General features: G+C 69.3%; 12 protein-coding genes and 1 pseudogene. 4 read left to right on the forward strand and 9 right to left on the reverse strand.

The window, feature by feature from the left end; all coding sequences use genetic code 11:
- Nucleotides 1-17: 17 nt before the first annotated feature.
- Genes AC0HI0_RS18205 through AC0HI0_RS18225 form a run of 5 tightly spaced genes read right to left on the reverse strand, consistent with a single transcriptional unit; the run spans nucleotide 18 to nucleotide 4115 of the window.
- Complete coding sequence (locus tag AC0HI0_RS18205; RefSeq protein ID WP_480933569.1) at nucleotides 18-722, reverse strand: nucleotide disphospho-sugar-binding domain-containing protein; 705 nt, start codon at nucleotides 720-722, stop codon at nucleotides 18-20.
- Nucleotides 698-1321: a glycosyltransferase family protein gene (locus AC0HI0_RS18210; RefSeq protein WP_480933570.1), complete on the reverse strand. Its 624-nt coding sequence runs from the start codon at nucleotides 1319-1321 to the stop codon at nucleotides 698-700. The genes AC0HI0_RS18205 and AC0HI0_RS18210 overlap by 25 nt, the downstream gene beginning before the upstream one ends.
- Before the next feature lie 45 nt (nucleotides 1322-1366).
- Nucleotides 1367-2569, reverse strand: a complete 1203-nt coding sequence (locus AC0HI0_RS18215; protein ID WP_480933571.1) for a cytochrome P450 — start codon at nucleotides 2567-2569, stop codon at nucleotides 1367-1369.
- Nucleotides 2566-2790: an MbtH family protein gene (locus AC0HI0_RS18220; RefSeq protein ID WP_480933572.1), complete on the reverse strand. Its 225-nt coding sequence runs from the start codon at nucleotides 2788-2790 to the stop codon at nucleotides 2566-2568. Before AC0HI0_RS18220 ends, AC0HI0_RS18215 begins: the two co-directional genes overlap by 4 nt.
- On the reverse strand, nucleotides 2787-4115 hold the full coding sequence (locus AC0HI0_RS18225) for an activator-dependent family glycosyltransferase (RefSeq protein WP_480933573.1): 1329 nt from the start codon (nucleotides 4113-4115) through the stop codon (nucleotides 2787-2789). Before AC0HI0_RS18225 ends, AC0HI0_RS18220 begins: the two co-directional genes overlap by 4 nt.
- Before the next feature lie 223 nt (nucleotides 4116-4338).
- Here AC0HI0_RS18225 and AC0HI0_RS18230 point away from each other — a divergent pair, with 223 nt between their 5' ends.
- Entirely contained in the window at nucleotides 4339-5361 is a 1023-nt protein-coding gene (locus AC0HI0_RS18230; RefSeq protein ID WP_480933574.1) for an NAD-dependent epimerase/dehydratase family protein, read from the forward strand.
- 962 nt (nucleotides 5362-6323) lie between these two features.
- Nucleotides 6324-8339: a S8 family peptidase gene (locus AC0HI0_RS18235; RefSeq protein ID WP_480933575.1), complete on the forward strand. Its 2016-nt coding sequence runs from the start codon at nucleotides 6324-6326 to the stop codon at nucleotides 8337-8339.
- Between the two features lie 297 nt (nucleotides 8340-8636).
- Here AC0HI0_RS18235 and AC0HI0_RS18240 read toward each other — a convergent pair whose 3' ends face one another.
- From AC0HI0_RS18240 to AC0HI0_RS18250, 3 genes and pseudogenes are all read right to left on the reverse strand, one after another.
- Entirely contained in the window at nucleotides 8637-8801 is a 165-nt protein-coding gene (locus AC0HI0_RS18240) for a hypothetical protein (RefSeq protein ID WP_480933576.1), read from the reverse strand.
- Nucleotides 8802-8973: 172 nt separating this feature from the next.
- Nucleotides 8974-9114 (reverse strand): annotated as a pseudogene (locus AC0HI0_RS18245) (epoxide hydrolase); the annotation flags it as partial.
- Nucleotides 9115-9200: 86 nt separating this feature from the next.
- A complete protein-coding gene (locus AC0HI0_RS18250) occupies nucleotides 9201-9593 on the reverse strand; it encodes a nuclear transport factor 2 family protein (RefSeq protein ID WP_480933577.1) in 393 nt (130 codons plus the stop codon).
- 99 nt (nucleotides 9594-9692) lie between these two features.
- On the opposite strand from AC0HI0_RS18250, the gene AC0HI0_RS18255 reads away from it, so the two are divergent.
- The gene (locus AC0HI0_RS18255; protein WP_480933578.1) at nucleotides 9693-10136 is read left to right on the forward strand and encodes a MarR family winged helix-turn-helix transcriptional regulator; all 444 of its coding nucleotides are present in this window, start codon (nucleotides 9693-9695) and stop codon (nucleotides 10134-10136) included.
- Nucleotides 10137-10527: 391 nt separating this feature from the next.
- On the opposite strand, the gene AC0HI0_RS18260 is transcribed toward AC0HI0_RS18255, so the two are convergent.
- Nucleotides 10528-11190 carry an NADPH-dependent F420 reductase gene (locus AC0HI0_RS18260; RefSeq protein WP_480933579.1) on the reverse strand — a complete coding sequence of 221 codons (663 nt, stop codon included), beginning with the start codon at nucleotides 11188-11190 and terminating at the stop codon, nucleotides 10528-10530.
- 291 nt (nucleotides 11191-11481) lie between these two features.
- On the opposite strand from AC0HI0_RS18260, the gene AC0HI0_RS18265 reads away from it, so the two are divergent.
- The gene (locus tag AC0HI0_RS18265) at nucleotides 11482-12576 is read left to right on the forward strand and encodes an NADH:flavin oxidoreductase (protein WP_480933580.1); all 1095 of its coding nucleotides are present in this window, start codon (nucleotides 11482-11484) and stop codon (nucleotides 12574-12576) included.

The raw sequence follows: 12576 nt of genomic DNA on the forward strand, positions 1-12576 counted from the left end.
GACACTGCCGCCTGAACTCATCGGGAGCGGTAGCGGTCGGTGAGCGCTTCCAGCTCCGGGACGACCCCGGCCGGCGTCGGCTGAGCCAGCAACTCCGCACGCAACCGCTCCGCCCCCTCACGGAACGCCGGATCGTCCAAGAGCCGCACCACGCTCTCCCGGATCCGCTCACCACTCAGCTCTTCCGGCTCGTCACCGGCGATCCACAACCCCGCACCGGCCCGCTCCGTGCGCGGACCCCGTTCACCGATGTCCGGACAGATGCGGGTGAGGATGAGCTGCGGTATCCCGTGGGCGACCGAGTCCAGGAACGCGGGAGCACCGCCGTGGTGGATGACCACCGCGCACGACGGGATGACCACGTGGAGCGGCACGAACTCCACCACTCTCGTGTTGTCGGGAATGCGCTCAAGTTCCTTGCTCAGCCTCTCGGGCAGTGTCACGACCAGTTCGATGTCGAGATCGGCGAGGGCATCGAGCATCCCCTGCAGGTTCTCGACGGAGATTTCCAGAGCTGACGGATCCTTTTCCAGGCTCACGCCGAAGGTGGCCAGGACCCGACGCCTCGGCGAATCCGCCCGCAGCCAACCAGGCACCACCGCAGGCCCGTTGTACGGCACATACCCCACCGCAACCCGCGGCACATCCTGCTCCAACAACATCGAACCCACCATCTGATCGACCGTGAAATGCCCCGTCACCATCTCCTCGGAAAACCCCACGCCATACTTCCCCGCCCACCCCCGAGCCAATCCCCCAACGCGTCCTCACGACCCTGCGGCTCCTGCAACTCCCGCAACCGCAGGAAATGCCGACGCATCCGGGCCGGTGCGTTCAGACCGATCGGCACGCGCGCGTGGGCCGCCCCGGTGACCGTGGCCGCGAGAGGACCCGTGTAGCTGAGGTAGTCCCACACCACCAGGTCGGGCTTCCACCACCGGCAGTACTCCACGAGGTCCTCGACCATCGAGTCGTTCATGGCCTTGAAGGTCTCGCTGAGGAACCGGTACAGCCACCGCAGGCGCTCCCAGGTCAGCTCCTCGTCGCGGTCCTCGCACACGTCCGCGATCAGGCCGTCCAGCCCGCCGCGTTCCTCCACCACCTTGCGCAGCGCCGCGGCCTGCGCCCGCTCCACCTTCTCGAAGGTGGGCTCGTCGGAGCCGACCGGGACCGAGGTCAGCCCCGTGCTGGTGACGAAGCCGGTCACCTCCGGGCCGCTGGCCACGCGCACCTCGTGACCAGCCGCCTGCAGTGCCCAGCCCAGCGGCACGAGGAGGTGGAGGTGGGTCCGCCACGGGATGCAGACGAACAAGACGCGCACGGTGCTACTCCTTCGTGGGTGGTGCCATCAGGGCTCTCCCGCCCGTCAGTCGGTGAGCAGGGTCAGCCTGCTGACGCCCAACACGTCGTCGGCAGGACGGAACCGCACCAGGTCGTCCGGGTCCGTGCGCAGCCGCGGGAACCGGTCCAGGAGGGCGTTCACCGCGATACGGCTCTCCAGGCGGGCCAGCGGCGCGCCGATGCAGAAGTGGATGCCGCGGCCGAAACCCATGTGCGGGTTGGGGGTGCGGTCGACGTCGAACTCCGTCGGGCGGGCGAACTGGCGCTCGTCCCGGTTGGCCGCGGCGAGCCAGAGCCGGACGAGCGACCCCTTGGGCACCCGGACCCCCGCCAGTTCCCCGTCGGCCACGGTGGCGCGGGAGGAACCCGCGATCGGGCTGAGGAACCGCATCGTCTCCTCGAACGCCCCCCGGGCGAGGCCCGGGTCCGCGCGCACCCGAGCCAGCTGGTGCGGGTGGGCGTCCAGGCACAGCAACAGGTTGCCGAGCGCCGCGCTGGTCGTGGAGTGCCCGGCGATGAGCAGCTCCCGGGCGAAGTTCACCACCGCGTTCTCGCTCAGCCGCTCACCGTCGACCTCCACCTCGATCATCCTGGTGAGCAGGTCCTCGCGGGGGTTCCTGCGTCGTTCGGCGACGTGTCCGCGCAAGTACTCCAGCAACTCCGGCACATGCCCCAGTGCCGCCGCCACGTCGATCTCGTCCCGTTGCGCCTCACCGATCTCGACCGGCACCTCGCCCGCGGCGGCGATCATCTCGTCGCCCCACTTCTTGAACAGTTCGCGGTCGCCGGGTGGCACCCCGAGCAGGTCGGCTATCACGATCACCGGCATCGGGTAGGACAGGTCCTCGACCAGGTCCAGGCGTCCCCGGTCGACCACCGCGTCGAGCAGTTCGTCGACGATCGTGGTGATCGCCTGCTCAAGACCCGCGACCGTCTGCGGGGTGAACGCGTAGCCCGCGGCTTTGCGCAGCTTCGTGTGCTTCGGCGGGTCCGCCTGCGTCAACGTCCCCTCGGTGAGCACCTCGTCCAGGCCGTCACCGCCGAGCAGCAGGGCCGCGACGTTGGCCGAGTAGGTCTTCGGGTCGCTGTAGACCTCGGCGCACTCGGCGTACCCGTACACGTGGACGACGCCGGTCTCGTCGATCTCGACCGGGGCCTTCGGGGACCAGCCGGTCCGCATCCAGAAGAACACCGGGTCCAGGCCCCAGCGATCGGCGAGTTCGGTCATGACGACTCCTGGGCCCGCATGGCGTCCCGCAGGCTCTTGGGCCGCAGGTCGGTCCAGTGCTCCTCGATGTAGGCGAGGCAACTGCCGCGGGACTCCGCGCTGAGGACGACCCGCCAGCCGTCCGGAACAGCGGCGAACGTCGGCCACAGGGAGTGCTGTTCCTCGTCGTTGACCAGGACGTGGAACGTCCCGTCCTCGTTGTCGAACGGGTTCGTGCTCATGCGGGCTCCCGGTTCTTGTGGGCCGCGGTCAGTCGCTCCACCTCGCCGACCGCTTCGGCGGGTGTCGGTTGCGCGAGCATCTCCAGGTGCAGTCGCCGGGCGCCTTCCCGGAACGAGGGATCGTCCAGGAGCTGGACCAGGAGTTCCCGGATCCGCGGTCCGTTCGTCTCGCGCGGCGGGAGCCAGCGCCCGGCCCCGGCCTTCTCCAACCGGGGACCGCGCTCCTCGATGTCGGGGATCACGCGGCCGACGATGAGCTGGGGGATCTCGTGGGCGATCGCGTCCAGGAACGCGGGGGCACCGCCGTGGTGGAGCACGACCGAGCACGACGGGATGATCGCGTGCAGCGGTACGAACTCCACCAGCCTGGTGTTCTCGGGCACCCGCTTGAGCTTCTCCTGGACGCGCTCGGGCAGCGTGACGACCAGCTCGATGTCGAGGTCGGCGACGGCGTCGAGCATCCCCTGCACCTGTCCCAGGCCGAGCGCCTGGTGATCCACGGCCAGTGCCCCGCTCATCCCGAAGGTGGCCAGCACCCGCCGCCGGGGCGGGTCGCGGCGGAGCCAGTCCGGCACGACGGCGGATCCGTTGTACGGCACGTAGCGGATCGCCACCTGCGGCACGGCCGACTCCAGCAGCATGGAGCCCACCATCTGCTCGACGGTGAAGTGCCCGGTGACCATGTCCTCGGAGAACGCGACCCCGTACTTCTCCGCCCAACCACCCAGCCAGTCCGCGAGCGCGTCGTGCCGGTCGTCCGGCGGCTGCTGGTCGCGCACCCGCACGAAGTGGCGGCGGAACCTGGCGTCCACATCCGTCGTGGTGGGTATGCGCGCGTGGGCGGCCCCCACTGCGGCAGCGGCCACCGAACCGGCGTAGCTCAGGTAGTCCCGAACCACCAGATCGGGTTTCCACCAGCGGCAGTACTCCACCAGGTCCTCGACCATCGAGTCGTTCATGACCTTGAGCGCCTCGGTGACGAAAGCGGTCAGCCAGGGCATGCGCTCCCAGGTGAGCATCTCCTCGCGGCTCTCGGCGAAGTCGAAGAGCAGTTCGTCCCGCCATCCGAGGCCTTCGAGGGCGTCCTGCATCTCCTGGCTGTAGAGCCCGTTGAGCTTCGCCATGACCGGCTCGTCGGAGCCCACGGGAACCGCCGTCAGACCCGCTGCGGTGATGGCGTCGGTCAACTCCGGCCCACTGGCCACCTGCACCTGGTGCCCAGCCGCCTGGAGCGCCCAGCCCAACGACACCAACCCGTTGAGATGGGTCTTCCAAGGGAAAGTTGCAAAGAGAACCCGCATCGCGGCCTTCACCTCCGTGGTCAACAGCAAGACCTTTGCCGCCGCACCTTGGGTGGACCTTGACCGCCCCTAGACGCCCCGCGCAGCCGCCCGACCGGACGGCGCAGAAGGCCGAGCCAAGTTCGGCCCTAGCTGCCCGGGGCAGGATCGCCGACGAGTCGTGCAACGCCAACGGAGCGGAGGGCCGGATGGCACGGAGTACTCGCGTCGGCGGGCCGGACCCGTACGGACAGGACGGTGCCCGCCGGTGAACGGATCCGTGACCGGCCGATCGGTCCTCGTGCTGGGTGCGACCGGCTACCTCGGGCAGCACATCTGCGCGGCGTTCGCCGCGGAGGAGGCCCAGGTGCTCGCGGTCAGCCGGAGCGCCCAGCGCGCGGGCGCCCCCTCCTGGGCCGGCGACCCCCGCGTCGAGACCTTGTCCCTGGACCTCGCCGAGGCGGACACCGCCACGCTGGCCCGCTTGTGCGCGACGTCCGAGGCGCAGGTCGTGGTGAATGCCGCGGGAACGGTCTGGCGCGGCACCTCGGACCAGATGCTCACGGTCAACGCCCATACGGTGCAGCGGCTGACGGCCGCCATCGCGGAGCTGCCCCAGCGGCCCCGCCTGATCCAGATCGGCACCGCCTACGAGTACGGCCCCGCCGGTCCCGACGACCTCATCGACGAGGACTGGCCACCGGCCCCGGTGACCGCCTACGGCCGCACCAAGCTGGCGGGCACCCGCGCCGTCCTGCACGCCGTCCGGGCCGGGCAAGTCGACGGGGTGGTGCTGCGCGCCTCGGTCACGTGCGGTCCGGGTGCCCCGCGGGGCAGCCTCCCCGGCAACGTCGCCGCCGATCTGACTGCCGGGTACGACGTGCTGCGCCTCGCGCCGCTGCTCGCCCACCGGGACATCCTGGACGTGCGCGACGTCGCCGACGCCGTCGTCGCGGCCGCCCGCGTTCCCGCGAACGTCTTCACCGGAGTGGGCCCCATCATCAACATCGCCAGAGGCGAGTCGGTCTCGGTCCGCGAGTTCGTCGAACTGATGATCACCTGCAGCGGCCGCTCCGTGCGCATCCTGGAGGAGGAGCCCGACGCGAACCGCTCAGGCACCTTGTGGCAACGCCTGGACGTCTCCCGTGCCCGCCAACTCCTCGGCTGGACGCCGCGCCGCTCACTGACGGAGTCCGTGCACGACCTCCTCACCGCCGCGGGGATGCCCGCCGTCGACTCGACACCGGGGTCGTTCCAGGCAGCGACCCGGTGGCGCGTCTCGGAGAGTTGACCCGACAACCGGTCTCGTGGGCTGATCGGCCGGGCCGATCCCGCACGTCGAGTGCGGGTGGTGGCCGTGGCCCGTCGACCGAGCGCGTTCGAGAGACCATCGTCGATGAAGGAGGGTCGGAAGCGTCAGCGGGCAACCAGGACCGCGAAGGATTCCGCTGCGGTTGCGGCGAGCGGAGTCGGAACCGGTCGGCGTACTGGCCGAGGAGGAATCCAGGCACGGTCGTAGCAAAATCCTGGAGCAGGTCCTGCAACTTCGGCGTCCCCTCGTGGTCCAACGCCGGCGGCGGCACGACCTTCCGCTGGACGGTGCCGACGTTGCCCTAGTCCAACTTGCCGCTCGCGCCCGCGACCGCGTTCTGGCCGCCGAGCACGTTGAACGCCTGGAGCAGTGCGGACGGGTGGCTCACCCCTGCCGCCGGCAGCGCGTTGGGCAGCGCCGGAGCGTGCCCGGCGCGATCCCCTGGCCGGTCGCCGAATGCCCCGACGCCGGCGGTTCCTGGTCGCCCCCGCCGACCACCGCCTCCTCAGAACAGGGACCGGGCTGCACACGGGACCTCCAGTCGACCCTTCAACGGCCGGACGCCCCACAGGGTCCGCGTCGGATGGAATGCCTGGCACGATCACGACGGTGGCCCCGCCGCTCTGCTCACCGGACGCTGGAGGGTCCTTACGGCACTTCACCACCAACCCACGCAAGATCGGCGACATCGTCAAAGCCGCCCTTACTCTCACCCATTTCGAGCACGGACGACCAGCCTGAACTCGCTGAGATCACCTCACTGTGCGGCAATTGGTCGACTTGGATCTGTTGCCGGTGTCGCTCTGGGCCGAGCGGGCGCACTACATCCGCCCCTTTAGATCATTTCGCATTCCGCGCTGTCTCCCGGTGGCAGCGGCTGCGTAGCATCCTGACCGATTGTTCCTGTTCGTTTCCCTGCACGGCACGGCCGGGAGGGCTCCTTGAGATCGTTCCTGTTGAATGCCGCGGCGTCGGTGTCGGCGGTAATCGCCGCAGCGGCGTTGGCGATGCCGGCGGTGGCCGGTGCGCAGACCGGTAGCGTGCGCGTGGCCGGGGGTGAGACCGTTACAGGCAGCTACATCGTGGTGCTCAAGCCGCAAGTCGCCCTGGCGACCACGGCTGCGGTGGGTTCGCTGACCGCGCGGTATGGCGGGGTGGCCACCGCGGTGTGGCAGCACGCCCTGCACGGCTTCGCGCTCAAGGCGGACGCCGCGACGGCGGCGAGGATCGCAAGCGACGCGCGGGTCGCTTACGTGCAGCAGGACGCGGTGATCAGGGCCGCCGCCACCCAGACCCCGACCCCGTCCTGGGGCCTGGACCGCGTCGACCAGCGCACTCTTCCACTGGACAACCGCTACACCTATGACACCACCGCGTCCGGCGTGCACGCCTACATCATCGACACCGGCATCCGCACCACGCACGTGGACTTCGGTGGCCGGGCGGTGTCCGCGGCGAACTTCACCGGCGACGGCATCGACACCGACTGCAACGGCCACGGTACCCATGTCGCCGGCACCGTCGGCGGTGCGAACGCGGGCGTGGCCAAGGGTGTGCGCCTGGTCGCGGTGAAAGTGCTGGGCTGCAACGGGTCCGGCAGCACCTCCGGTGTGATCGACGGCGTGGACTGGGTGACGCGCAACGCGGTGCGCCCCGCGGTGGCCAACATGAGCCTCGGCGGCGGCGCGTCACAGGCGTTGGACGACGCGGTCACCGCAGCGATCAACTCCGGGATCAGCTTCGTCGTCGCCTCGGGCAACTCCAACGCCAACGCGTGCGGCTCCTCACCCGGCCGCGTACCGGCCGCGCTGACCGTGAACTCCTCGGATGTCACCGATACCCGGGCGTCGAGCTCCAACTTCGGCGCCTGCACCGACCTGTTCGCCCCCGGCGTGAACATCACCTCGGACTGGAGCACCGGCGACACGGCGACCAACACGATCAGCGGCACCTCGATGGCCGCCCCGCACGTCGCCGGCGCGGTGGCGCTGCTGCTGTCGGCCGCCCCGAGCGCCACCCCGGCCCAAGTGGCCGAGGCGATCCTCGGCGCCGCCACCCCCAACGTGATCGTCAATCCCGGATCCGGCTCGCCCAACCGCCTGCTGTTCACCGGGACCAACACCACACCGTCACTGTTCTACCGGAACGGCGACGGTGCCGTGACCACCGGCAGTGTCGACAGCCAGGGCAACTGGACCACCCTGCAGAACTACTCCGGCAGCTTCAGCCCGAACTGGTCGCGCATCGCTCACGTCGGCGGGGACCGCGTTCTCTTCTACCGGAACGGCGACGGTGCCGTAACCACCGGAAGAATCGACAACCAAGGCAACTGGACCACCCTGCAGAACTACTCCGGCAGCTTCAGCCCGAACTGGACACACATCACCTACGTCGGAGAAGACCGCGTCCTCTTCTATAGGGCTGGCGACGGTGCCGTAACCACGGGAAGAATCGACAGCCAGGGCAACTGGACCGACCTACGCAACTACACCGGCAACTTCAGCCCCAACTGGACACACATCACCTACGTCGGCGGAGACCGCGTCCTCTTCTACCGGAACGGCGACGGTGCCGTAACCACCGGAAGAATCGACAACCAAGGCAACTGGACCGACCTACACAACTACACCGGCAGCTTCAGCCCCAACTGGACACACATCACCTACGTCGGAGAAGACCGCGTCCTCTTCTACCGGAACGGAGATGGCGCCGTGGTCACGGGCAGGGTCGACAGCCAGGGCAACTGGACCACCCTGCAGAACTACTCCGGCAGCTTCAGCCCGAACTGGTCGCGCATCGCTCACGTCGGCGGAGACCGCGTCCTCTTCTACCGGAACGGCGACGGTGCCGTAACCACCGGAAGAATCGACAACCAAGGCAACTGGACCGACCTACACAACTACACCGGCAGCTTCAGCCCCAACTGGACACACATCACGGGGCCGCAGAACTCCTGACGGCCGCGACAACCGCCCGGCAGACCCGCCTACAGGATTCCCGGAAGAGGATGGAGAATCCCCTCGGAGGCACCTCCCTCCTTTTCTGGGAACCCTGCAATTTCATCGGAACTGCAGCGCCGTGACTGTGGGGCCGGACGGGATCTGAAGGCCCGCCCGGCCCCAGCTCAACGCACTCAGGTCGCCCGGCTGCGTCGATCCGCTTGAGCAGGTCGGGGAACTCGCGGTGGCGTTCGCGGCGCCGGATCCGGTAGTGGATCTTCCCGATGGTCGGGTCGAGTGCGGCGAGCATGTGCGTCACGCCGTGACGTCGGTGTAGGTGGCTCGTGATCGGCGCGGTGACGTCGCCGGTCGCCAGGCATTGTCCTTGCGCGGCATCAGGTTCAGCGGCCCGAACTCGTCGACGCAGATCACGCGTCCGCGCTCGGGCGGGTGGTCGTAGCGGTCGAGGATCCGCTGCATCCTCGTGAGGAAGTCGGCGTCGGTGGATGCCTGCCAGGTGGGGGCTCCGTGCCGATGGAGGGAGCGCCCATTCGGCTTGGCGTCGGACAGAGTGTGTGAGGTTCTCCATGTCCGTTGCCCTGTGCGACTTTCTTTCCCTGGGCGCGGACTTCCCAGGGGGCGGCACGGGCGGTCAGCGGAACAGGCGGAAGAACCCGCGCACCTGTTTGACCAACGACTCCGGCTGCTCAAGCGCGGCGAAGTGACCACCATGCGGTAGCTCCTCGAACCAGCGCAGGTCGGTGAACCGCAGCGCGGCCTCCCGCCTCGACGGGTGGGCGGCAACGGGCACCACGGGACGAACGCCTACGGAATGCATCGGCGTCCTGGCCGAGCAGATGACAGGCGTGCGCTGAAACCTCAACGGGCGCGACCGATGTCCCGGTCCACATCCGAGCCGTGCAGCATGAGCGTGGTTTCCTCGATACGGCGGAAGCGCCCGTCGGGCGCGAACTCGCCGAAGACGTAGACCTCCGTGCGCACGGTCGATCCGTCCGTCTTGACGACCTCGACGGTGTGACGATCGGCGTAGTGGGCACCGTCGTACAGCTCGTCGCGCACCTCGACAGACCCTGCGGTCACGATCGTGCGCAGGTGGGCGATGTGCTCGACAAACCCCTCGCGGTCGGCCCACTCCCCGTCTGTCCGTTGGCGGTAGTCGGGGGCGAAGTGCCGGTCGGTGGCCTCGTACAGGTCGAGGCCGGGGGTGAACAACAGGTCAGTGAGGGCGGCACGGATACCGGTCCGGTTCATGGAGATCCTTTCGCAGTCACAGTCGATATGCGTGCGCCACGCACGCACTACGATGAAGCTAGCACATGATGCGTGCGCGGCGCACGGTAGTCTGCGGGGATGCAGAATGAGGTAGGAGGCGAGATCGCCGACGCACTGGGCGTGCTGCTCAGGCGCGCCACACGTGCCCGGCTGTACAAGACGCTGACCGCCGACATGGGCGAAGCGCTGGACGAACTGACCTACCCGGTCTTGAGCGCGGTGGCCAGGATCGGCCCCCGAAGCGCAGCCGACCTGGCCTCGGAGGTGGGCCTCGACCGCTCCGGCGTCACCCGCCGCGCCTCCAGACTGGAACAGGCCGGACTGGTCCGCCGCGAACCCGACCCCTTCGACCGGCGAGCGACCCTGCTGGTCCTCACCGAACAGGGCGAACGCGCGGTGGACGAGCTACGCCGCCGCCTGGCCGCCCACATCACCGCAAGCCTCACCGCCTGGCCGCCAGGCGAAGCCCGGACGTTCGCCCGCGGCCTGCGCCGGTTCATCACCGAAGGCCCCTTTGCATGAGCCGTTGTGCTGGTGACGGTGTGCACGTCGTGGCTGGTGACGCCGGCCGAGGGTTTGTCCGGGCATGCGGAAGGTGTGCTCGTGGGCGGTGATGTCCACGGCGAGGAGCCAAGTACGCACAGGGACCCGGCGCGGTGTCCGCAGGTGGCAGGGACGACGTGATCCCGCTGGGGACGTGCGGCCACGGGCGTTCGAGCGGACAACGCGGCCACATCGGGGTTCGCCGCAGATCCGCCTGACCATCCTTTATGGACTCACCGGGAGACCACAGGGGGATCGGAACGCGCCGTGGTCGAACCTTCGCCAGCCCGCACTCCCGCACGGACAGGGTCGGATCCGGTGGTTCATCGGCGAAACACGTGTCGGACGGGAGCGAGCGGAACGTGGGTCGTTACCTGGCGGGGTGGCGGTGTGCGGCGTCGAGCGTGGCTCGCAGGGCGGCTGCATCGACGGGCGGTTCGGTGTACGGGTGTGCGTATGCCGGAGTGTCACGGTCGAAGCGCCACGCCTCCGACAGCGGGCCCGTGTCCAAGGTGTCGTAGCCGAGCGCATCCAGGAAACCGGCGACGGTCTTCTTCGCCGATGGGTCGTTCCCCGCGATCGGCAGTGTCGAACGATCGACGGCACCACGAGGGCGGGCCAACTGCCCGAGGTGCTTGTAGTAGATGTTGTTCATCGCCTTCACCACGTGGGATTCCGGCAGGTGGAGCTGCAACAGCTCACCTGTGGTGGCGGTTTCGGATTCGAGGTCCGCCATGTCTCCGTCGCGTTCCGGGTAGTAGTTGGTGGTGTCGACGACCGTCTTTCCGCGCAGCGGTGCGACGGGGATCGTTTGGTACGCCTTGAACGGGATGGCGATCACCACGACGTCACCGGCCGTCGCGGCTTCGGTCGGGGTGGCGGTGCGGGCCCGAGGTCCCAGTGCACCGGCCAGTGCGGCCAGGGTTCCAGGGGGGCGACTGTTGCTCAGCAGCACGTCGTGACCTGCGGTGACGACCAGCCGTGCGACCGTGCCGCCGATCAGGCCGCTGCCGATGAGTCCAATCGTGGCCACGCCGGACCTCCTGGTCGTCAACCCGAACACGCACGATTCGAGTGCGCATCCCACCACTGTCGACGAACCTGGGCAGCATGGTCAACCAGACTTTTCCGATGCACCGGATCGCACAAATCGATCCATCGGAGCACCGATCGGGCGCGCATGTCGACTGGACGTCGGTGCCGGCGTGCCGAATAATCATGCACTGCCGCTGTCCGGTCACCAACTTCTCCCGTCCGCCCGCCGAATACCGCGCGGGACGGGAAGCTCGCGCGATCCGCGAAAGAGCGGACCGAACCGGGAGGAATGATGGCGAACCTCGACGAACCGTTCGGTGTCGGCGATCTGGTGCTGCCCAACCGGATCGTGATGGCGCCGATGACCAGGATGCAGTCTCCCGGCGGGGTGCCCGGCCCGGGGGTGGCGGAGTACTACGCCAGGCGGGCCGCCAACCAGGTGGGGCTGATCATCACCGAGGGCACCTACGTCGACCGGCCCGCCGCCGAGGCGTACGAGAACGTACCCCGGTTCCACGGCGACCGGGCTCTCGCCGGCTGGGCCCGGGTGGTGGAACGGGTGCACGAGGCGGGCGGGCGGATCATCCCGCAGCTGTGGCACTCCGGTGCCGCGCGCACGCTCGCCGAGCCGGCCGCCGAAGGCCCGTCCGGGGTGGGGCTCGACGGCGCGCCGGCGGGGCGGGCCATGTCCCAGCGGGACATCGACGACGCCGTGGCCGCCTTCGCCGACGGTGCGGCCACCGCCGAACGCCTGGGGTTCGACGGGGTCGAACTGCACGGCGCGCACGGCTACCTGATCGACGACTTCCTGTGGGGTCGAACCAATCGGCGCACCGACCGCTACGGCGGCGACCCGGCGTCCCGGGCGCGCTTCGCCGCCGAGGTCGTGCGGGCCGTGCGGGCGGCCGTCGGCCCCGGGTTCCCGGTCTTCTTCCGGCTCTCCCAGTGGAAGCTGTACAACTACGACGCCCGGATCGCGGAGACGCCGGACGAGCTGGCCGAGTTGCTCACCCCGCTGGCCGATGCCGGGGTCGACGTGTTCCACGCCTCCACCCGCCGCTACTGGCTGCCCGAGTTCGACCGCGGCGAGCTGAACCTCGCCGGCTGGGCGCGCAAGCTCACCGGCAAGGCCGCCGTCACGGTCGGCTCGGTCGGCATGGAGCAGCAGTACGGCGACGGCGGTGGGTTCGCCGAGGGGTTCACCGCGCGGTCCGGGGTCACCGGCATCGACGAGCTGCTGGACCGCTTGGCGCGCAACGAGTTCGACCTGGTCGCGGTGGGCAGGCCGTTGCTGGCCAACCCGGACTGGGCGGCGTTGGCGCTGCGCGGCGAGCTGGCGCGGGCGCTTCCCTACGACCCGGCCGTGCTCGCCACCCTCGCCTGA

The organism is Saccharothrix sp. NBAS 001 (assembly GCF_056640475.1).